18 protein-coding genes are annotated in these 19067 nt (G+C 62.4%); 9 read left to right on the forward strand and 9 right to left on the reverse strand.

Annotated elements, in window-relative coordinates:
* Nucleotides 1-34 precede the first annotated feature (34 nt).
* The 6 genes from ACIGGE_RS03210 to glnE form a co-directional block, all read right to left on the reverse strand.
* Nucleotides 35-1336, reverse strand: a complete 1302-nt coding sequence (locus ACIGGE_RS03210) for a cytochrome P450 (protein WP_397489417.1) — start codon at nt 1334-1336, stop codon at nt 35-37.
* Nucleotides 1336-2883 (reverse strand): acyl-CoA synthetase, encoded by a 1548-nt coding sequence (locus ACIGGE_RS03215; protein ID WP_397489418.1) that lies wholly within the window; start codon nt 2881-2883, stop codon nt 1336-1338. The genes ACIGGE_RS03210 and ACIGGE_RS03215 overlap by 1 nt, the downstream gene beginning before the upstream one ends.
* Before the next feature lie 151 nt (nt 2884-3034).
* Nucleotides 3035-3715, reverse strand: a complete 681-nt coding sequence (locus ACIGGE_RS03220; RefSeq protein WP_103023943.1) for a M23 family metallopeptidase — start codon at nt 3713-3715, stop codon at nt 3035-3037.
* 136 nt (nt 3716-3851) lie between these two features.
* Nucleotides 3852-4652 (reverse strand): ferritin-like domain-containing protein, encoded by an 801-nt coding sequence (locus tag ACIGGE_RS03225; protein WP_397489419.1) that lies wholly within the window; start codon nt 4650-4652, stop codon nt 3852-3854.
* Nucleotides 4649-5122, reverse strand: coding sequence for a peroxiredoxin (locus tag ACIGGE_RS03230; RefSeq protein WP_397489420.1), 474 nt, complete (start codon nt 5120-5122; stop codon nt 4649-4651). Before ACIGGE_RS03230 ends, ACIGGE_RS03225 begins: the two co-directional genes overlap by 4 nt.
* On the reverse strand, nt 5119-7800 hold the full coding sequence (gene glnE, locus ACIGGE_RS03235; RefSeq protein ID WP_397489421.1) for a bifunctional [glutamate--ammonia ligase]-adenylyl-L-tyrosine phosphorylase/[glutamate--ammonia-ligase] adenylyltransferase: 2682 nt from the start codon (nt 7798-7800) through the stop codon (nt 5119-5121). The genes ACIGGE_RS03230 and glnE overlap by 4 nt, the downstream gene beginning before the upstream one ends.
* 106 nt (nt 7801-7906) lie before the next feature.
* Between glnE and ACIGGE_RS03240 the strand changes: the two genes are divergently transcribed.
* Genes ACIGGE_RS03240 through ACIGGE_RS03250 form a run of 3 tightly spaced genes read left to right on the forward strand, consistent with a single transcriptional unit; the run spans nt 7907 to nt 10789 of the window.
* Nucleotides 7907-9619, forward strand: a complete 1713-nt coding sequence (locus ACIGGE_RS03240; protein ID WP_397489422.1) for a M28 family metallopeptidase — start codon at nt 7907-7909, stop codon at nt 9617-9619.
* A 14-nt stretch (nt 9620-9633) separates the two neighbouring features.
* The gene (locus ACIGGE_RS03245) at nt 9634-10626 is read left to right on the forward strand and encodes an agmatine deiminase family protein (RefSeq protein ID WP_397489423.1); all 993 of its coding nucleotides are present in this window, start codon (nt 9634-9636) and stop codon (nt 10624-10626) included.
* Between the two features lie 34 nt (nt 10627-10660).
* The gene (locus ACIGGE_RS03250; protein WP_255548746.1) at nt 10661-10789 is read left to right on the forward strand and encodes a hypothetical protein; all 129 of its coding nucleotides are present in this window, start codon (nt 10661-10663) and stop codon (nt 10787-10789) included.
* Nucleotides 10790-10793: 4 nt separating this feature from the next.
* On the opposite strand, the gene ACIGGE_RS03255 is transcribed toward ACIGGE_RS03250, so the two are convergent.
* From ACIGGE_RS03255 to ACIGGE_RS03265, 3 genes are all read right to left on the reverse strand, one after another.
* Nucleotides 10794-11540: a sulfite exporter TauE/SafE family protein gene (locus tag ACIGGE_RS03255; protein ID WP_196847160.1), complete on the reverse strand. Its 747-nt coding sequence runs from the start codon at nt 11538-11540 to the stop codon at nt 10794-10796.
* A gap of 21 nt (nt 11541-11561) precedes the next feature.
* Nucleotides 11562-13544: a threonine--tRNA ligase gene (gene thrS, locus ACIGGE_RS03260; protein WP_196847161.1), complete on the reverse strand. Its 1983-nt coding sequence runs from the start codon at nt 13542-13544 to the stop codon at nt 11562-11564.
* Between the two features lie 240 nt (nt 13545-13784).
* On the reverse strand, nt 13785-15446 hold the full coding sequence (locus ACIGGE_RS03265) for an alkaline phosphatase D family protein (RefSeq protein WP_397489425.1): 1662 nt from the start codon (nt 15444-15446) through the stop codon (nt 13785-13787).
* Nucleotides 15447-15603: 157 nt separating this feature from the next.
* Between ACIGGE_RS03265 and ACIGGE_RS03270 the strand changes: the two genes are divergently transcribed.
* The 6 genes from ACIGGE_RS03270 to ACIGGE_RS03295 are packed head-to-tail and all read left to right on the forward strand — an operon-like array spanning nt 15604 to nt 19027.
* Nucleotides 15604-15786, forward strand: coding sequence for a hypothetical protein (locus tag ACIGGE_RS03270; RefSeq protein ID WP_146029842.1), 183 nt, complete (start codon nt 15604-15606; stop codon nt 15784-15786).
* Nucleotides 15787-15842: 56 nt separating this feature from the next.
* A complete protein-coding gene (locus tag ACIGGE_RS03275) occupies nt 15843-16019 on the forward strand; it encodes a hypothetical protein (protein ID WP_158246634.1) in 177 nt (58 codons plus the stop codon).
* Complete coding sequence (locus ACIGGE_RS03280; RefSeq protein ID WP_397489426.1) at nt 16016-16597, forward strand: hypothetical protein; 582 nt, start codon at nt 16016-16018, stop codon at nt 16595-16597. The genes ACIGGE_RS03275 and ACIGGE_RS03280 overlap by 4 nt, the downstream gene beginning before the upstream one ends.
* Nucleotides 16594-16803: a helix-turn-helix transcriptional regulator gene (locus ACIGGE_RS03285; protein ID WP_196847165.1), complete on the forward strand. Its 210-nt coding sequence runs from the start codon at nt 16594-16596 to the stop codon at nt 16801-16803. Before ACIGGE_RS03280 ends, ACIGGE_RS03285 begins: the two co-directional genes overlap by 4 nt.
* 51 nt (nt 16804-16854) lie before the next feature.
* Nucleotides 16855-17946 carry a YjgN family protein gene (locus ACIGGE_RS03290; protein ID WP_397489427.1) on the forward strand — a complete coding sequence of 364 codons (1092 nt, stop codon included), beginning with the start codon at nt 16855-16857 and terminating at the stop codon, nt 17944-17946.
* Nucleotides 17903-19027, forward strand: a complete 1125-nt coding sequence (locus tag ACIGGE_RS03295) for a M48 family metallopeptidase (protein ID WP_397489428.1) — start codon at nt 17903-17905, stop codon at nt 19025-19027. The genes ACIGGE_RS03290 and ACIGGE_RS03295 overlap by 44 nt, the downstream gene beginning before the upstream one ends.
* Nucleotides 19028-19067: the final 40 nt, after the last annotated feature.

Below are 19067 nucleotides of genomic sequence, written 5' to 3' on the forward strand. Positions count from 1 at the left end.
ATCGCGGCGCGAAGCGGAACAGCTGCCGGGCGAATCAGGCCGGGGTGAAGCGCAGCGGCAGGGTCTTCAGCCCGCCGACGAAGGTCGATCTGCTGCGCGCCGGTTCGCCTGCCAGTTCGACCGTCTCGATCCGGTCGAGCAGCGTCTCGAACAGGATGCGCATTTCCAGCCGGGCGAGATGCAGGCCGAGGCACTGGTGTGCGCCCGCCCCGAAGGCGAGGTGCCGGTTGGGGCTGCGCGCGGCATCGAAGCGGCGCGGGTTCTCGAAATGCGCCGGGTCGTGATTGGCGGCGACATAGTTAATCATCAGCCAGTCGCCTTTGGCGATGGGCTGGCCGCCGACCTCGGTATCCTCGGCGGCAGTGCGCATGAAATGCTGGACCGGCGTGGTCCAGCGGATCGCCTCTTCGACGATACCCGGCAGCAGGCTGCGATCGGCGCGCACCCGGGCCCATTGCTCCGGATCGCGCGCCAGGGCGAGCATGGCGCCAGCCGTACTGGCGCTGGTCGTATCGTGCCCCGCGGCGGCCAGGATGATGTAATAGCCCATCATGTCGCGGTCGTTCAGCGGCTCGCCGTCGATCACCGCATTGGCGATGGTGCTGGCGACATCCGCGGTCGGGCTGGCTCGGCGTTCCGCGGTGAGCTTGGCGAAATAGGCTTCGAAGTCCTTGACCGCGCCTGCCACCAGTTGCGTGATCGCCTCGGGCGGCAGGTCCTTCATGCCGGACTGGTTGAGATCCTCGTCGCTGCCGCCGAACATCTGCTGCGTCAGCATCAGCATGCGCGGCTCGTCTTCCTCCGGCACGCCGAGGATCTGCATCACCACATGCAGCGGATAGGGCGCGGCCACCGTCTTGACGAAGTCGGCTTCCCCGCCGCCTGCCAGCAGGCGTTCGACCGCCGCGCGCGCGATTGTACGTATCTCGTCTTCGACCGTGCGCAGGTTCTTGGGCATGAACCATTCCTGCGTCAGCTTGCGGTATTTCATGTGGATCGGCGCATCGAAGGTCACCAGGCTGGCAACCATATGCTCGCTCCCGCCGCTGAACGCCTTGGCGAATTCGATGCCCTCGGTCAGGCTGAAGACCACGGTATGCGGATTGTTGAGGAAGGTAGCATTGTCCTTCGACATGCGCATGACGTCGTCATAGCGCGTGACCAGCCAGAACGGCGGGTGGACGCCGCTGTCTTCTGGCTCGACCCAGGCGACCGGCGTTTCGGCGCGCAGGCGGTCGAAGGTATCGAGCAGTCCGTCCCACTCGGCATAGCTGGACGGGTCGATGACCTGGCGGGCGGTAGCCGGGTCCAGTCGGGGCCTTTCCTGCGTGGCCATCAGGCCTGCTCCGTCTCGATCTCCGCCTTGGCGAGATATTCATCGCGCAACTCGCGCTTGTAGAGCTTGCCGTTCGCCTCGCGCGGCAATTGCGGGCGGAAGTCGAACTGCTTGGGCATCTTGATCTTGGACAGGCTCGGCGCCAGAAAATCGCGCAGTTCCGCCTCCAAGGCGTCGCCCGCGGCCTCCATGTCCATCGGCTGGATCACCGCCACCACCTTCTCGCCGAAATCGGGACAGGGCGCGCCGATCACTGCGGCATCCATCACCTTGTCATGGGTGACGAGCAGGTTCTCGATCTCCTGCGGATAGATGTTCACCCCGCCCGAAATGATCATGTGGCTCTTGCGGTCGGTCAGGTAGAGATAGCCGTCGGGATCGAGATGCCCGATGTCGCCCAGCGTCATCCAGCCCTTTGAATGCATCGCCTCGCGAGTCTTGTCGGGATCGTTGTGATAGGTCGGGATATTCTCGTTCTCGAAGAACAGCAGCCCATCCTGCCCGGCCGGTACTTCCTCGCCATCGGGATTGCAGACATGCAGCCTGCCATGGATCGCCTTGCCCACGCTGCCGGGGTGGTCCAGCCAGTCCTCGGCCTTGATCAGCGTCATGCCGATCCCTTCCGACCCGGCGTAATATTCGTTGATGATCGGGCCCCACCATTCGATCATCTCGCGCTTGATCGGAACGGGGCACGGCGCGGCGGCGTGGAGTGCGCGCTTGTGGCTGGACAGGTCGTAGCGGGTGCGAAGCTCGGGATCGAGCTTGAGCATCCGGACGAAATGCGTGGGCACCCACTGGCTGTCGGTCACGCGGTATTGCTCGATCGTGGCGAGCGCGAGTTCGGGATCGAATTTCTCCATCACCACCACGGTGCCGCCCAGGCGCTGCGCGGTCGTGCACCAGCCAAGCGGCGCGGCATGATAGAGCGGCGCGGGGGAAAGATAGACCATGCTGCCATCCGCCGGCATGCCCGCCCCCATGACTGCCAGTCCGACCAGCGGATTGACGGCCTGGATGTCCTCATCCGCAGGCGGCGCAGGCTTCACCCCTTTGGGCCTTCCGGTCGTGCCGGAGGAATAGAGCATGTACTGGCCCGGCGCCTGATCCGCGATCGGCTCCGCAGGCTGCGCTGCAAGGGCCGCATCGTAATCCTCATCGCCTTCGCCGCCGACGATCAGCAGCGGCAGATCGGCACAATCGCCGCGGATCCCCTCGATAACATCGGCGAACCTGCGGGTCGTCAGCAGGAATTTGGCATTCGCATCCTTCAGAATATAGCAGATCTCGGGCGCCGTCAGCCGGGTGGAAATCGGCACCATCATCGTGCCCGCACGCTGCGAACCCCAGACGACCTGCAGATAGTGGGAATTATTCTCCATCAACACGGCAAAGTGATCGCCGCGCTGCAAGCCCCGCGACCGCAGCAGTTGCGCAAAGCGATTGGCGTAATCGTCCATCTGGCCGAAAGTTACGGTCTCGCCGCTGGGGGCCATGATGATGGCGGGATGGTCCGGGCGCGTCTGCGCATGGGCGATGGGGTGCATTGGCTTGCTTTCTCCTCTCCGGTGGCGCCCTTCTCGACGAGGGGACTCTTCCAGTTTCGAGAAGAAACCTACCTAACCCATCCGCACGGGCAAGAAAAAAGGCGGCAGGATCGCTCCCGCCGCCCTTTTGCGAAGCCCGAAGGCCCGAAAATCAGTTGTCGTCGCCGTCGCCCTGGCCACCCGTGCCCGTCGCCAGAGCGAATGCACGCTGGGCTTCCGATTCGACCATGTAGGGAACCGGGTTTACGGCCTGGCCGTCGACGCGGACTTCATAGTGAAGGTGAGGGCCGGTCGAACGACCGGTCGAGCCGACATAGCCGATGATGTCGCCCTTCTTGATGCGGGTGCCGGCCTTTACAGCGATATCCGACATATGTGCGAAGCGGGTCTGCAGGTTCGCACCGTGTTCGATCGAAACATATTTGCCGTAGCTGGAGAACCATTCGGCCTTGCTGACATAGCCATCGGCGGTAGCATAGATCGGTGTGCCGACGGGTGCGGCCAGATCGACGCCCTTGTGATTGCGACGTCCGCCCAGAACCGGATGGGTGCGCATTCCGTAATCGCTGGTCAGCTTGGTGTTATCGAGCGGCATGCGCGAGGGAACCGAGACACTGGTCGCTGCCGGAGTAGCGCGATCCAGATTGTCCCATTGTGCGAACAGCTGCTTGAACTGGGCATCTTCGCCGGTCTGGGTAGGAGCAGCCACCTTGCTCATGTCGATCGCACCGACTGCAGCAGCGGTGTTGGTTTCCTGCGCCTGAGCCGGAGCTGCTGCGATGCCGAAACTGGCCACTACTGCGAGAGCAAGCGTATTGCGCTTGGTGATCATGCTAACCCGTCCATCTGGCGCTTTGCGCGCCTTTCGATCCTGAGTGAACCCGACGTCCCGTGTCGAACCCACCTTTTAAGTCACTGCCGGAACCCCCCGGCGTCTCGTGAGTTCGAGTTATCGGTGAAAAGGTTAATCAGGCAATACCCGCGTAATAGTCGCGCGGCAGGCCGCCTGCGAAACGCGCTGAGTCGTTAAACGGCGGCTTCAAACCACCTGCGAAATGGATTCCGACCAGATTTTGCCATGTTTTCTGCGGGTTCTGCGCACGCATTTCGCAGATCGCATGAAAGTGCTTTGAACCTGCGGCAACGTGACGAATTTCATCGTCAAGGATTCGTTCGAGAATTTTCGCCCCGTTTTCATCACCTTGCGCGCGAACCCTTGCCAATGTGCCCGGTGTGACGTCCAGACCGCGCGCCTCGAGCACCATGGGAACGATCGCCAGCCTCGCCGCAACATCGTGAGCGGTGTCCTGAGCCGCGCTCCACAGCCCGTCGTGCGCAGGCAACGCCCCGTAGGACCACCCCAGCGAATCAAGTTTGCGGGACAGCAGCGCGAAATGCATCGCTTCGTCGGCAGCAACTTCGAGGAAGTCCGAAACGAAGTCGGAACCCATCGCTTCACCGAAGCGGCCGGCCATATCCAGCGCGAGATCGATAGCGACGAATTCGATATGGGCGAGCGCGTGCCACAAGGCGGCACGATTGCGTTCCGACCCCATCTTTCCGCGACGGGGCATGGCGCCCGGTGCCAGAACCTCTAGACGATCAGGCCATTCCGGACGATCCGGCATTGTAACCTCGAACACGAAATCCAGCCGTCCGAGACGCCAGTCGCGCGCCACCTGACGGGCGGCAAAGACCTTGGCCTTCGCCGCGCCCGTGAGCAGCGCATCGCGAATGGCGCTGGCGACGGATCGGCGCGGTCCCGTCATGCCTTGGTTGCAGCTTCCAGCACCTCTTCGGCGTGCCCTTTGACCTTTACCTTTGGCCAGACGCGCAGGATCTGGCCGCCTGCACCGATAAGAAAGGTCGACCGGACCATGCCCATATAGGTCTTCCCGTACATCTGTTTCTCGGTCCAGACACCCAACTCGTCCGACAGCCCGCTGTCTGCCGCATCGGTCGCAAGATCGACGGTCAGATCATGTTTGGCGATGAAGTTCTGATGCTTCTTGGCCGAATCCTTGCTCACCCCGAGGAGCGATACGTCCGCCTTGTCGAATACCGACTTGAGAGCGGAAAAATCCCTGGCTTCGGTGGTGCAGCCCGGCGTGTTGTCCTTCGGATAGAAGAATATCACTGCCTTTTTGCCGGACAGGTCAGCCTTGGTGACGGTACCGCCGTCCGGCGTTTCCATCTCGAAGTCGGGAAAGTCATCGCCTTCGCCGTAGGTCGTCGTCATTCGTCTATCTCCAGGGTTTCACCATATATGTCCCGCCACGCCGCCGCGACATCACGGCGTGCCTCGTGCAGACGCTCTATCAGCTCGTCATAATCCTCGCACCCGCTCTGCCGGGCGAGCAAGGCGGCCGCGGCAGACTTGGGCTTTTCGAGATCGGGCGCGAGCAGACGCGTCCCCACCAGCAGGCGTGTCATCAGACTGTGCGCTTCGGCGATCGTCCCGGGTAAGCAGCCCGTCTCGATCAACTGGCTTATCGCCTCGTCCAGATGCGACGTCAGTGCTTCGCGATGCCGCAGCTGGAGGAGGTGGACGAGAAACTCGATATCGACCAGGCCGCCCCGCAGCAGCTTGGCGTCAAGCGCCCCGCGCGCCTGTTTGTGGGCCGCCATTTCCGTGCGCATTTTCAGGGCATCGTCACGCAGGGCATCACCGTCCCGTTCGCCGCGAAGAATGGACGTCACGACGTCACCGACCTGCTGGCGGGCAGCGTCGCTACCGACGAGCACCCGGGCACGCGTCAGCGCCATGTGTTCCCACGTCCAGGCATCCTCGCGCTGATACCGCGCAAAACTCTCCACGCTTACCGCCAATGGCCCCTGATTGCCCTGGGGGCGCAGCCGGGTGTCCACCTCGTAAAGCGCGCCCTGCGCAGTCGGGACACTGAGCGCTGCCGTGACTCGCTGGGCAAGCCTGTTGAAATAGAGCGTCGCGCCGAGCGGCCGCTCGCCATCGGATTCGCCCTCGTGCGTACCTGTGAAAAGATAAATGATGTCGAGATCCGAAGCGTGCGTCAGCGCACCACCGCCCAGCCGCCCGAGGCCCACCACCACCAGTTCGCTGCCAGCGATGCGTCCGTGCTTTAACGCAAACTCGCTTTCGGCCGCATCGACTGCAACCTGAAGGGCTGCTTCCGCCGTGCGCGACAGGCCCGCGGCGATATCCAGCGGGTCATGCGCCGTTTCGATCAGCTGGACCCCCAGCGCAAACCGCGTCTCGCTGGTGACGACGCGCAGCCGGTCGAGCCGCGTTTCGTAATCATCCCCACGCTCGCGCCTTCCCATCCGGGCGACGATGTCATTCACACTGCCCGGCAGATCGAGAGCTGTCCGGTCGATCAGGGCATCGAGCAGGTTCGGTCGCCGGGCAAGTTCGTCCGCCAGAGGCGGCGCCAGCGTGAGACAATCGGCAAGCAGGGCGAACAATCCTGGCCGCGCCTCGAGCAGGCGGAACAGGTTTATGGCGCTCGGCAATCGGGAGATAAGACCCTCCCAGCGCACGACGGCTGCATCGGGATCTGGCGATCCGGAAATCGACGCGATCAGATCCGGACGGATGGCTTCGAAAGCGCCGAGAGCCGCGGTGCTGCGCAGCGCCTGATATTTCCCGTCGGTCCAACCCGCGATCCGATCGACCAATTCTGCTGGCACATCGCCTTCGGCCGCATCGCCTGCCAGAACGTGCGGCGCGCTAGCCGGTACGGAAATCCTGTCCTCATCGAGAAGTGCGTCGAAACGCTCGGCGACCGGTCGCGCAAGATCCTGCACATGCTTCACCAGCGCTGCGCCGTCAGCCAGACCATGCAGCTGCGCCACATTGTCCAGCGCATCACCTGCGGGAAGCGAATGCGTCTGTTTGTCGCCGACCATCTGCAGGCGGTGCTCGATCGTTCGCAGGCCGTCGTAACTTTCGCCGAGCGCCCTCGCGTCTTCCTCGCCGATCCGGCCGGTGGCAGCCAGCGCATCCAGTGCCGCCCGCGTGCCTCGCGATCTGAGGGAGGGGTCGCGTCCACCGTGGATCAGCTGATGGGTCTGGGCGAAGAACTCGATCTCGCGGATGCCGCCGCGACCCAGCTTCAAATTGTAGCCGGGCTCCGGAACGCTGGGACCGCTGTGCTGATCGCGAATGCGGTGGGTCAGCCGGCGGACTTCATCGATGGCGCCGAAATCAAGGCTCCTGCGCCAGACGAAGGGCCTGATGTGATCGAGAAACTCTTCGCCGGCTGCAATGTCGCCGGCACAGGCGCGTGCGCGAATGAAAGCCGCCCGCTCCCACGCCAGTGCCGAGCTTTCGTAATGGGTGATAGCGGCGTTCAGCGGAATGGCAAGCGGGCTCACTTCCGATGCGGGGCGCAGGCGCAGATCGACCCGGAAAACGTACCCCTCGCTCGTCACATCTGACAGCAATCGCACGACTTCGCGGGCGTACCGCTGGGCCGCCTCTCCCGGCTCGTCGCGTTCGCGCCGTGGCAGCTTCTCGGGATCGTAAAGCAGGATGGGGTCGATGTCGGAGGAATAGTTAAGCTCGCCAGCCCCGTGCTTGCCGAGCGCCAACCCTATCATTCCCGACGGTTCGGCGTCCGGAACACGACTGTTCATGGCGGTGTTCAGCGCCCGATCAAGCGCTCGATCCGCAAAGGTCGACAATTCCCGCATGACCTTGTCGAGGTCGAACGCCCCGGCCAGATCGCCGATCGCAAGCACCAGGGCCAGGCCGAGCCGTTCGTCGCGCAGCGCGCTTGCCGCACTGCCTTCCCTTACTCGCTTGGCAGCGCGCAGGGCCGCCTCGCCATCCCCCTGGGCCAGCAACTCGGCCAGTTCGGGCCGACGCTCGAGCGCGCGCGCGAGGAATGGTGCATGGGCACGGGCGCGGTCCAGCGCTGAGGTCCAATCGACAGCCATCGGCTGTCCCCTGCCTCCCCGCGACGCACGGCGCAAGCTTGCCCTTATGCCGCCATGCTGACAAGAAGCGCGCCGAATGCGAGATGCGAAGAGAGGAAATTCTCCCATGAAACGCTTTACGATCGGTGCGGCCGCCGCGCTCCTTCTGTCGGCCTGTTCGATGGGCCAGGACGTGGAAAGCCCCGATGCCGCGCTCGATCTGCCCGATGTGGCCGACGGGACCCTGTCCGAAGAAACCATGAAGCGCGTGACCGAGCGGCTTTCCTCCGACGAATTCGAAGGGCGTGCCCCCGGCACGTCTGGCGAAGAAAAGACGATCGCCTATCTCATCGAGGAATTCGGAAAAGCCGGCCTCGAACCTGGCAATAATGGCAGCTGGGTGCAGGATGTGCCCCTGGTAGAGATTACCGGCAAGGATTTCGCGCCGCTTACAATTTCAGGCGGCGACAATGGCGATATCAAGCTCAATTACGCCACCGACTGGGTCGGTGCGACATATCGAGAAGACGTTGAAACCAAACTCGATGACAGCGAGCTGGTATTCGTGGGCTACGGCATTAACGCGCCGGAAAAGGGCTGGAACGATTACGAAGGCCTGGACATGAAGGGTAAGACTGCGGTCATTCTCGTCAATGATCCGGACTTCGGCGCCGAAACCCTGGACGGCCCGTTCAACGGGAAGGCAATGACCTATTACGGCCGCTGGACGTATAAATACGAAGAAGCCGGACGGCAGGGCGCGGCAGCCGCTATCATCATCCACGACACCGAACCTGCCGCCTATGGCTGGAACGTCGTCGAAAGCAGCTGGTCGGGGCCGCAGGCATACGCCGACCGCGGCGATAATCCTCCTCCGATGACGAAGCTGAACGGTTGGGTGCAGAAGGAGAAGGCCCGTGAAATTCTCGCCGCTGCGGGTCAGGATCTCGACGATCTGATGGCTGCTGCGCGCAAGGACGATTTCAAGGCGGTCCCACTCGGCCTCAAGGCATCGACCAGCTTCCGCAACGACATTCGTACATTCGCATCCAAGAACGTGATCGGCATTCTTCCCGGCAGCGAACGTCCCGACGAATATGTGATGCACACGGCACACTGGGATCACCTGGGCCGATGCACGCCGGCACCCGATGGCGACGACATCTGCAATGGCGCAGTCGATAATGCCACCGGCACTGCTGCTCTCGTAGCCTTGGCCGAAGCGCACGCGAAAGCGGGGCCGACCAAACGCAGTCTCGTGTTCCTGGCGGTCACTGCCGAGGAATCCGGCTTGCTCGGTGCCGACTATTACGCTGCAAACCCGGTCTTCCCGCTCAACAAGACGGTCGGCGGTATCAACATGGATGCGTTCCTGGTGGCCGGTCCGGCGAAGGATGTGACCGTCGTTGGGCCGGGCAAATCGCAGCTCGACCTGTTCCTGGACAAGGCGCTGATGAGCGATGACCGGGTAACGACGCCCAATCCGAACCCCGAAGCGGGCTATTACTACCGCTCGGACCACTTCGCGTTCGCGAAGCGAGGCGTGCCGATGCTCTACCTCGACGGCGGCGAAGATCTCGTCGACGGGGGCAAGGAAGCGGGCGCAGCCGTCCAGGCCGATTATCGCGACAACCGGTATCACGGGCCCAAGGACGAATACGATCCGAACTGGGACTGGTCGGGCGTAATGGCCGACCTGCGGCTGTTCTATCGCATCGGCCGGATGCTTGGCGATTCGACCAGCTGGCCGAACTGGGTCGAGGGTGACGAGTTCAAGGCGACGCGCGACGAAGATTGCGCCGTCGATGGCGCGCTCTGCGGCACGCCTGAAGCCCCATAAGCAGGAGCCGATCCATGACCTTTCGGATGCCGCCCGAATGGGCGCCGCAGGACTGGCTGTGGATCGGCTTTCCTCATGATGCGAAGGAATGGCCCGACACGCTTCCACGCGCCCAAGAGCAGATCGCTGCTTTTGCGAATGCCGTTGCCGAAAGCGGTCAGGAGGTCCGCCTGCTGGTAAAGGACGGCGCCAATGAAGCGCGCGCGCGCCAGTTAGTAACCGGTAGCGTCGTTCTGGAAAAGCGTTCCTATGGCGACATCTGGCTGCGCGATACCGGTCCGCTCGTGCTGTGCCATGAGAATGGCGAGCGTCGTGCGCAGCGCTTCGGCTTCAACGGCTGGGGCGGCAAATATCTGATGGAAGGCGACCAGACGGTCGGCGCAGAACTGGCTACGGATGCCGGCTTACCGCTCGAGGTCGCGGACTGGATCCTGGAAGGCGGTGCGATCGACGGAGACGGTACGGGGCTGGTCGTAACGACCGAACAATGCCTGCTCAATCCCAACCGAAATCCGCAGCTTACAAAGGACGAAATCGAAGATCGATTGCGACGCGACCTCGGCTTCGACCGTGTTCTCTGGCTGGGCGAGGGACTGATCAACGATCATACCGACGGCCATGTCGACAATCTTGCCCGCTTCGTGGCTGCCAATACGCTCTGCCTGCCCCGCGCGACGGGCAGAAACGATCCCAACGCCGCAATCTATGCCGATGCCAGGCGGCGTGCCGAGGATGCCGGCGTCACGGTTAAGGAGATCCCTTCGCCCGGCCTCGTAACCAGCGGCGACCACGTCGAGCCAGCGAGCTATGCGAATTTCGCCATCACAAGCCATCTGGTCGTCGTGCCGACGTTCGGGAGCCCGCATGATGCGGAGGGCGTTGCGGCCATTGCCGAGCTATTTCCCGACCGTGCGACAATCGGACTTGCCGGTGATGCCGTGCTTGCCGGCGGAGGCGGTTTCCATTGTGCGAGCCAGCAAATGCCATCGGCCGGGTGGCGGCCTTAACACTTCGTTAGGGGTTCAGGCCCAGAATGCGGGAATGGCCCATGCAATCGCACTCGCCCGCACACATTTCGCCCCGTTTCCGGTGGCGAATATCGCGCGTGCCGTGATCGTCAGCGGTTGCGGCCTTGCCTTAGCCTTCGCCGGACCTATCCTCCCCTTCTGAGCGGTCAGACGATCGCCTTCCATAGCGCAGCCGCGGCTGCGCCACCGAGCACCATGCCCACGCATATGCGCCAGCTACGGTCGCCAATACGGCCCGATGCCTTGTTGCCCAGCCAGTTTCCGAGCAGCACCGCCGGAAACAGAAGCGCCGCGAGCAGGGCCAGCTTCCACTCCAGCACGCCGATCGCCGCGCCGCTCGCCAGACCGACACTGGATGCGCAGGTAAAAATCAGCAGCATCGACGCCTTGGCCGTTTCGCGAGGTATATCGCGCCCCACGTAGTAGGGAACGACCGGCGGGCCGGGCATTCCGGCGTATCCTGTCATCAGCCCGCTAAGCAGCCCCACGCCGCCCGTTGTCGCCGGGTGGTGATGCGCGGCCCTACGCAGCGGAAGGAGTATGGCCACAAACGCCGAAAGAGCGATAAAGGCAATCACGACCCGTGCGATCGCAGGGGTGGTCAGGCTCAGCGCGTAAAGACCAACGGGCGTGGTCACCGCGACCATTGCGATGATAAACCAGGCCGATCTTTCCGCCTCGCGCAGTAGCCGCCTGATTTCGGAAACACCGATGAAAACCGAAAGGAAATTGGTCACCAGCACCGCGTGGACCGGCGAGAGGGCGAGCGCCAGGATCGGGACGATCAGTATCGCCATGCCGAAACCGGTAAGGCCGCGAACGAAAGCCGATCCGAAAGCTGCAGCCAGCGCAGCGAGTACGGCTGCGATACCGTAGCCGGCGATTACATCCATGTACCCCGCCCTTTCTGACGATCATCGCAGATCGGGCGGCGTCGCTTCGGTGCGCAGCATGTCGATGGCTTCCTCGAGGCTCACCACGCGCTGGTCCTTCTCGCCCAGCGTGCGGACCGCGACGGTGCCTTCCTCCGCCTCGCGCTTGCCGACCACCAGCAAGTGCGGAACCTTCGCGAGGCTATGCTCGCGCACCTTGTAGTTGATCTTTTCGTTGCGCAGATCGCTGTCGACCCGGATCCCCGCGGCCTCCAGCTTTCCGACGGCTTCCTTGGCGTAATCGTCCGCATCGGACACGATGGTAGCGACCACCGCCTGCGTCGGGGCGAGCCAAACGGGCAGGCGACCGGCGAAATGCTCGATCAGAATGCCGATGAAGCGCTCGTACGAACCGAAGATCGCACGGTGCAGCATGACGGGGCGATGCTTCTCCCCATCCTCTCCGACATAGCTGGCGTCGAGACGGTCGGGCAGGACGCGGTCGGACTGGATCGTGCCGACCTGCCAAGTGCGACCGATCGCGTCGGTCAGGTGCCATTCGAGCTTGGGAGCATAGAATGCCCCTTCACCGGGTAATTCTTCCCATTCGAGGCCGTTTGCTGTCAGCGCGTCGCGCAGTTCCTGTTCGGCCTTGTCCCAATCCGCATCCGAGCCGAACCGCTGCTCCGGGCGCAGCGCAAGCTTGATGTCGTAGCTGAACCCGAAATCGCGATAGACCGTATCCGCCAGCGCAAGGAAGGCCTGCACCTCCTCTACCACCTGGCCTTCCGTGCAGAAGATATGCGCATCATCCTGCGTGAACTGGCGCACGCGCATCAGACCGTGGAGCGCGCCATGCGGCTCGTTGCGGTGGCAACAGCCCATCTCGCCCAGCCGGATCGGCAGGTCGCGGTAAGAGGTGATGCCTTGCTTGAACACGAGTACGTGGGCCGGGCAGTTCATGGGCTTCAATGCCATCCAGTCGGCTTCACCGGAGATGACCGGACCGTCTTCCTCGGTATTGGGCACTTCGTCTGGAATAACGAACATGTTTTCGCGGTACTTGCCCCAGTGGCCGGACTGTTCCCACTGGCGCGCGTCCATCACCTGAGGCGTCTTGATCTCGCGATAGCCCGCCTTATCCATCTTGCGACGCATATAGGCTTCGAGCTGGCGCCAGATGCGATAGCCGTTGGGATGCCAGAAGACGCTGCCGTGCGCCTCTTCCTGCAAGTGGAAAAGGTCCATCTCGCGGCCCAGTTTGCGGTGATCGCGCTTGGCCGCTTCCTCCAGCCGCGTCAGATGAGCGTTGAGCTGCTTCTTGTTGAGCCAGCCGGTGCCGTAGATACGTGTGAGCTGCGCATTCTTCTGGTCGCCGCGCCAGTATGCTCCTGCGACGCGCATGAGCTTGAAGGCCTGCGGGTCGAGCTTGCCCGTGCTGGCAAGGTGAGGACCGCGACACATGTCGAGCCAGTCTTCCCCCGACCAGTAAACCGTGAGTTCTTCGTTTTCCGGCAGCTCCCTGGCCCATTCCGCCTTGAAGACCTCGCCCTCGGCCTCCCACTTGTCGATCAATTGCTGGCGGCTCCAGACTTCCCGACGCAGAGGTTTGTCCGCTTTGATGATCTCGCGCATCTTTTCCTCGATCGCGGGAAGATCGTCCATGCTGAACGGGTCACGGTCCGCGGGCGCCTTCACATCGTAGTAAAAGCCGTCATCCGTCGATGGACCGAAAGTGATCTGCGTACCGGGCCACAGGGCCTGCACCGCTTCTGCCAGCACATGGGCAAAATCATGGCGCGCAAGTTCAAGCGCGTCATCCTCGTCGCGGGCCGTGACGAGAGCCAGTTCGGAATCGCTCTCGAATGGACGATTGATATCGCGCAATTCGCCATCGACGCGCGCGGCAATGGCTGCCTTCGCAAGTCCCGGCCCGATCGCGGCCGCTACGTCGGCAGGCGTGGAACCGGGCTCCATTTCACGCACCGAACCGTCGGGCAGGCTAATCTTGAGAAGTTCCGTCATCGTCTCGTCCTAGGGCTCTTCGCCGTTAATTGCCGCGCCCATGGCACAAGGAGGCGCAGCCTTGAAGCGGCGTTTGCGAAGAATTCCGATTTCGGGAAGAAACGCCAACCACCCGAAACCGGGCGGTGGTGGATCGCTCAAGCCGCGACCGACCACCCCCGGTTGCCCGGGGTGGTAGTTGTCGTGGTCGTGATGCGCATGGGCGTCATGCCCCTCAGATAACTCCGTCGAGCTGATTTCTCAACCCATATCCAGCTTGCGGCTGCCTGCGAGGGTCGTCATCCGCTTTGTTGCTACCACGCCCGCGCCCTTTTCGCGGACGCTGCCAAGGAAGCGGTATTCGCTCGTGGCGCTGCCGGGTGTAAGTTCGACGGCCATATATCCGCGGCGCGACGAATCCATCCATTGCAGCTGTGCATTTGTTGCAACTGCATCCCGGGCCAGAACATCGGGTGGGACCTGCGGAAGATAACCTTCGAAGCCGGGAGAAGTTACGGACTGCCCCCCGAACTCCACACCGACCGGTGTTCCCTCGAGATCGAGATCGAAGGCCCAGGCGTTATGGGTGTCACCGGCAAGGCTGATAAGGCTCGCATCCGCTGACAGTGCCGCCTCGAACACCCGCCGACGCGCGGCGGGATACCCGTCCCATGCATCCATACTGAAGGGTACGCTCTCTGCCCCGGCCATGGCGCCGGCGAGGACCCGTTGGCGAATGTAGTCGGGCGCATCCTTGGGAAGCGCGGCTGCCAGCGATGGAGAAGAAACGAGGTTGCCCATCAAGACCTGTTGGACGAGGACCTGCCAAGTCTTGCCGGCAGCCTTCGAGCGGCTGAAGCCTTCCGCCAACCAACCCTGCTGAGCAGAACCGAGCAATTCGCGCGCAGGATCCCTGTAGTCGCCATCACGAAAAGCAATGAGTGCCGCCTTGGCTTCCTCCGGCGAGCTGCCACCTCGCAGCACGTCACCAAGACTAAATTGCTTGGCGCGTGCCGTGAGCCGCGTTTCGAGGCGATAGAGCGTTGCGAGGTCACCAACCTCGTATTCTGCCCATGGTTCGTCGGATACCGGCATCCATTCGCGATAAGCCTTCATCGCTGCCGCCTTGCGAACCGACCATTCGCCCTCGCTGTCGGGTTGATGGTTTTCTGCCCCCCCTTCCCAGGAATCATTGGCGCTTTCGTGGTCGTCCCAGACCGCGATCATGGGGAAAAGCTGGTGCAATCGCCGCAGGTCTGGATCCTGCCGATACGCCGCATACCGCTCGCGGTAATCGGCCAGCGCGACGAGTTCGTGCGAGGGCCACACGCTGCGGCCGGAAACGGTTTCGTCGGTCGAGGGATACGTACCCGGGGCGTATTCGTAAAAATAGTCGCCCAGGTGCAGCACACAGTCGAAGTTGCCGTCTGCCGCGGCATGGGCATAGGCGTTGAACCAGCCGAAACCGATGTTCGCGCAGGAGAACACAGCCATACGAAAACGATCGGCTGGTCCCTCGGGCAATGTGCGCGTGCGGCCGATGTCGGAAATGCTGCCGTCCGGCGCAATGAACCGGAAATAATACGACTGTGCCGGCTCGAGGCCTTCGGCAAGGGTCTTGCAGCACCAGTCGTTCTCTGCCCTCGCGGCGATTGAGCCACCGACAATCTTGCGGGTGAAATCCACCGAATCGCTGACCTCGAACTCCAGCGGCGTATCCTGATCGGCTTGGAAACGGGTCCATAACAATACGCGATCAGGTCCAGGCTCGCCGCTGGCCACACCATGCGTAAAGCCCCGTCCCGGCTGGCTTGCAGAAAGGGGGGCAGCAAGCATGCCGGAACCCAGCAAGCCGGCCTTCAAAAGGCTGCGGCGGTCAAGTGCGGGAAGCTTCGGCGAAGCGGGGGGCTCAGTGGCAGTCATGAAATCTCCTCGTTTCGCGTCTGCCTGCGCCTCATGGCCATATCATGACAAGCCAAAAACCACGCGCGGAAAGGTCGCGTGTCACTTTGTCAACTTTGCTTGACACAGTGCTGTGATAATGACAAATAGCCTTTACACGATGAAAAGGAGAGTTGTCATGAACCCCAGAGTTCGCAATCTATTATGGGCCGCCGCGGTTTTGTGTGTCGCCCTGCTCAACATTTTCGACATACTGCCGGACTGGTCGACATTTCTCGCCATATTCACGCTCCCTCTGCTTGCGATACTCAACCGTCGTAAAGGCAATACCGATTGTGGGGTGTGCGCGCTGAAACAGTGACCGGGTCCGCCCGTTTCCAATTCGTTCGAAATCCCACAGTTCTGGAGACCACAACCATGAAAGTTCGCCGGATAGCCCTTGCCTATGGTTCGCTGATCATAGCTGCCGCCATGTTGATGGTGCATCTCGAAGTGTCTGACGGTATCGCATTGACCGTCACCATCGGCCTTGCCGTCATTGCCCTGACCCATATGCGCAAGGTCGGCGGCCGCTCGTGCGAGAGCGTGTCTTGAGCGCGGCATCGGGTGATCGGCCTCGGGGCCGTTCTCCCTATCTCTGGGTTGTGATCTATCTGGTCGCCATAGGGATAGTTGGCACGCTCAAGCTCACCGATGCAATTAACGGGCCGACAGGCTTCATCCTTCTTGCACTGGCCACCGGCCTGCTGATTCCGATCGCGCGGCAGCGCACAGCCGGCTGTGCGAGCAAGGCGATGGTGGACTATAATCGTCGTGTGCTGGTCAGCAGCTTCGGCTATGCGCTCGGACTGGGCATCGCGGTCACCCTGTGGGACAACTACGAATTGTCCCGTCCGGTCGTGTTCGCAATCTCGCTATTGCCCACCCTGCCCACTTTCGGCGTGATCTGGGCGATGGCCCGCTACCTTGCCGAAGAGCAGGATGAGTATCTCCGGCACCGCACGATCATGGCTGCCCTGATTGCACTTGGCTTTGTGCTGGCGCTGGGCATCTTCTGGGGCTTCCTGGAAATGTTCGAACTGGTGCCGCATGTCTGGGCGTGGTGGGTCTTGCCAGTCTGGGCCATCGGCCTGGGCTTAACACAGCTTTGGCAAAAGGTGCGCGACGCATGAAGAACCGCCTCAAGGTCCTGCGCGCCGAGCGGGACTGGAGCCAGCAGGATCTCGCGGCGCGACTGGAAGTGTCGCGCCAAAGCGTCAACGCCATCGAAACCGGACGCTACGACCCATCTCTGCCACTGGCCTTTCGTATTGCCGACATCTTCGACATGACGATCGAGGAAATCTTCCTGCGTGAAGAAGAACCGCGCGCCGATTGACACTGGCTCTCCGATCCCCGACCACGCGGTGGGGATCGGAGGTCATTGATTATGCAGGGGTCGCAGGACATGGAAGGCAGTGACAGCGCCTTCGTTTTCGAAGGTAACTGGAAGGATTTCGCGCGGATCGCGCTGCCCAACCTTCTGCTGACCATTGTGACGCTGGGCATTTACCGGTTCTGGGCGACTGCGCGCGAGCGCCGTTATCTGTGGTCGCGGACGCGCTTCGTCGATGAGCACCTCGAATGGGCCGGCACCGGCATGGAACTGTTTCTCGGCTTCGTGATGGTCATCCTGCTGTTCGGCCTGCCCTATTTCGGGTTGAGCTTCGTGGCACAGGCACTGATCGCTCGCGGATACGAAGCCATCGGCGCCGGACTCGGGGCAGTCGCGCTTATATCGATTTTCTATCTGGGCGGGGTCGCCCGCTTCCGCGCACTTCGTTATCGCCTGTCGCGGACCCGCTGGCGCAGCATACGTGGCGGGAGCGACAGCGGCGGTTTCCTTTTCGGCCTGTCCTACATGTGGAAGACGATGGTCGGCTGGCTTCCGCTCGGCCTGCTCATCCCCTGGTCGATGACAAGCCTCTGGAACGAGCGCTGGAGCAAGATGAGCTTCGGTCCGTTCGCCTTCGAGGCAGACGCGGAAGCGGGCGGGGTCTTCGCGCGTTTCCTGCTGTTTTATCTGGCGCCCTTCGTGATGTTCGTCGGAATGCTGATCATGGGCGGCATGGGCATGCTTGCCGGTTACGGAATCGGCGGCGAGAATGGGAGGGCCATCGGCGGCATAGTCGGGGTCATCGGCATCGTCCTGTTCTTCTATCTCGGCCTCGGCCTGATCGCGGTTGCGTTCTATGCGAAATTCTATCGCGAAGTGGTGGGCGCAACACGGTGGCGCTCGCTTCATTTCAGTTTCGAGGCATCAACCATGGATTGGGTCAAGCTGCTCATCGGCGATGCGCTACTCGTTGTTTTCACGCTGGGCCTGGGCTTCGTTTTCCTATCCTATCGCCACTGGAAGTTCTTCATGACGCATCTCGAGGCGGGCGGAGAAATACTCCTCGACGAGCTGACCCAGTCGCAAACCAAGACCGCCAAGCATGGCGAAGGCCTGCTCGACGCTTTCGACATGGGCGCGATCTGAACCGATGGATGATGCCTTCGAAGTTCCTGCCGAATGGTACGACGGCACGAATGCGCTGCGGCATTCGGGGGTGCTGCGGTGGGATGGTCGGGGCGGCCTGTCGCTTCAGGCGAGTAGCTCCCGCGTCGATCTGAACGCAGCCGATCTGCGGTTTGGCGAGACACGCACGGACCGCACCCTCTATCGCAGCGAGAGCGTCCCCGATTTTCGCCTGTTTCTGCCAAACGACCTAACACCGGGCCTCGCCTCGCAGCTTCCGGGGAAGAGCGAATACGGGGCGTGGGTAGACAAGCTTGGTCTTGGCAAAGCCGCCGCGATTTTCACTGTTGTGAGCGTGGCCGCCGTGGCTTTGTTCATGACTGCACCAGACTGGCTCGGCCCGCGCATTCCGGTCAGCTGGGAGCGCAACATCGGCGAGGCGATGGTCGGCGATTTCGGCGGTCGGATATGCCATACGCCAGAGGGTGATGCCGCCCTCGCCAAACTGTTGGGGAAAGTCGATCCGGCACGAGAGAAGGTCCGAGCCGGGATTGCGAACATGGACATGGTCAATGCGATAGCATTGCCAGGGGGGCAGGTACTGCTCTTCGATGGCCTGGTCCAGCAAGCCGAATCTCCGGAGGAACTTGCGGGCGTCTTGGCCCACGAAGTCGGCCATGTACGCGAACGGCATGTCATGACGGCGCTGCTGAGGCAGTTCGGTCTGTCTGTTCTGCTCGCAGGCGCGGATTCGGGGCTCACCAATGGGGCGGTCGGGCTGGCGTCGATGGGCTATTCGCGCGATGCCGAACGCGAAGCCGACGATTATGCGCGAGCGCGCATGGCGCAGAGCGACATATCCCCCTTGGGCGCAGCCAGTTTCTTCGAGCGTATGGCCAAAGAGCATGGCGGCGAGGATAACTCTCCTGCCCTGCTCGGCTGGATAGCGAGCCATCCCTCGTCGAACGAACGCGCGAAAGCCTACCGTGACGCGGCTGGCGGAAGAACGGCTTACCCGCCTGCCATTACCGATGATGAGTTCGAAGCGCTGAAGACCATGTGTGCACACGATCCGGACGTCGAGGAATTCGAGTTCTTCTGAAAGACTTGCAATCGACAGGTTGCGGGCCGACATCGCCCGC

Origin of the sequence: Qipengyuania sp. NPDC077410 (assembly GCF_044543405.1) — a bacterium.
GTDB classification, from domain to species: Bacteria; Pseudomonadota; Alphaproteobacteria; order Sphingomonadales; family Sphingomonadaceae; genus Qipengyuania; species Qipengyuania pacifica.

Bases quoted from the DNA above. Each gene is read 5' to 3' on its own strand.
- ACIGGE_RS03245 (WP_397489423.1), top strand. From the start codon at position 9,634: ATGACCTTTCGGATGCCGCCCGAATGGGCGCCGCAGGACTGGCTGTGG.
- ACIGGE_RS03295 (WP_397489428.1), top strand. From the start codon at position 17,903: ATGGCGAAGGCCTGCTCGACGCTTTCGACATGGGCGCGATCTGAACCG.
- ACIGGE_RS03240 (WP_397489422.1), top strand. From the start codon at position 7,907: ATGAAACGCTTTACGATCGGTGCGGCCGCCGCGCTCCTTCTGTCGGCC.
- ACIGGE_RS03215 (WP_397489418.1), bottom strand. From the start codon at position 2,883: ATGCACCCCATCGCCCATGCGCAGACGCGCCCGGACCATCCCGCCATC.
- ACIGGE_RS03250 (WP_255548746.1), top strand. From the start codon at position 10,661: ATGGCCCATGCAATCGCACTCGCCCGCACACATTTCGCCCCGTTTCCG.
- ACIGGE_RS03225 (WP_397489419.1), bottom strand. From the start codon at position 4,652: ATGACGGGACCGCGCCGATCCGTCGCCAGCGCCATTCGCGATGCGCTG.
- ACIGGE_RS03270 (WP_146029842.1), top strand. From the start codon at position 15,604: ATGAACCCCAGAGTTCGCAATCTATTATGGGCCGCCGCGGTTTTGTGT.
- ACIGGE_RS03275 (WP_158246634.1), top strand. From the start codon at position 15,843: ATGAAAGTTCGCCGGATAGCCCTTGCCTATGGTTCGCTGATCATAGCT.
- ACIGGE_RS03230 (WP_397489420.1), bottom strand. From the start codon at position 5,122: ATGACGACGACCTACGGCGAAGGCGATGACTTTCCCGACTTCGAGATG.
- ACIGGE_RS03220 (WP_103023943.1), bottom strand. From the start codon at position 3,715: ATGATCACCAAGCGCAATACGCTTGCTCTCGCAGTAGTGGCCAGTTTC.
- thrS (WP_196847161.1), bottom strand. From the start codon at position 13,544: ATGACGGAACTTCTCAAGATTAGCCTGCCCGACGGTTCGGTGCGTGAA.
- ACIGGE_RS03290 (WP_397489427.1), top strand. From the start codon at position 16,855: ATGCAGGGGTCGCAGGACATGGAAGGCAGTGACAGCGCCTTCGTTTTC.
- glnE (WP_397489421.1), bottom strand. From the start codon at position 7,800: ATGGCTGTCGATTGGACCTCAGCGCTGGACCGCGCCCGTGCCCATGCA.
- ACIGGE_RS03255 (WP_196847160.1), bottom strand. From the start codon at position 11,540: ATGGATGTAATCGCCGGCTACGGTATCGCAGCCGTACTCGCTGCGCTG.
- ACIGGE_RS03265 (WP_397489425.1), bottom strand. From the start codon at position 15,446: ATGACTGCCACTGAGCCCCCCGCTTCGCCGAAGCTTCCCGCACTTGAC.
- ACIGGE_RS03285 (WP_196847165.1), top strand. From the start codon at position 16,594: ATGAAGAACCGCCTCAAGGTCCTGCGCGCCGAGCGGGACTGGAGCCAG.
- ACIGGE_RS03210 (WP_397489417.1), bottom strand. From the start codon at position 1,336: ATGGCCACGCAGGAAAGGCCCCGACTGGACCCGGCTACCGCCCGCCAG.